The organism is Paraburkholderia sp. BR10954 (assembly GCF_040965775.1).
GTDB classification, from domain to species: Bacteria; Pseudomonadota; Gammaproteobacteria; order Burkholderiales; family Burkholderiaceae; genus Paraburkholderia; species Paraburkholderia youngii.
Genome location: NZ_JBFRCK010000275.1, coordinates 1 through 317, shown reverse-complemented (window position 1 = coordinate 317; position 317 = coordinate 1). Strand labels below are relative to the sequence as shown.

The following is a 317-nucleotide window of genomic DNA, read 5'->3' as shown; positions in this document are numbered from 1 at the left end:
TTGCGTCGACGAGCCTCGGATCGATGAAACGCCCGCCGCCCGCGATCTTGCGGATGGCTTCGAGCAACACGGCGGGGTCGCTGTCCTTTGTCAGGTAGCCCGTCGCGCCTGCACGCAGCGCTCGCGACGCCACCTGCGCGTCATCGTGGATGGTAAGTACCAGCACTGGCAGCGCAGGCTGCTCGACGCACACGCGCCGGACGAGGTCGATTCCGCTGATGCCCGGCATGGTCATGTCGAGCAGCAGCACGTCGACGGCGCAGCTGCGCAGCTTGTCGATCACTTCCGAACCCTGTGCAGCTTCCGCGGCGACGATC

General features: G+C 66.6%; 1 protein-coding gene. It reads right to left on the bottom strand.

The window, feature by feature from the left end:
- Positions 1-317: response regulator transcription factor (locus AB4Y34_RS42225; protein ID WP_368719353.1), on the bottom strand; the 317-nt coding region annotated here is incomplete at both ends.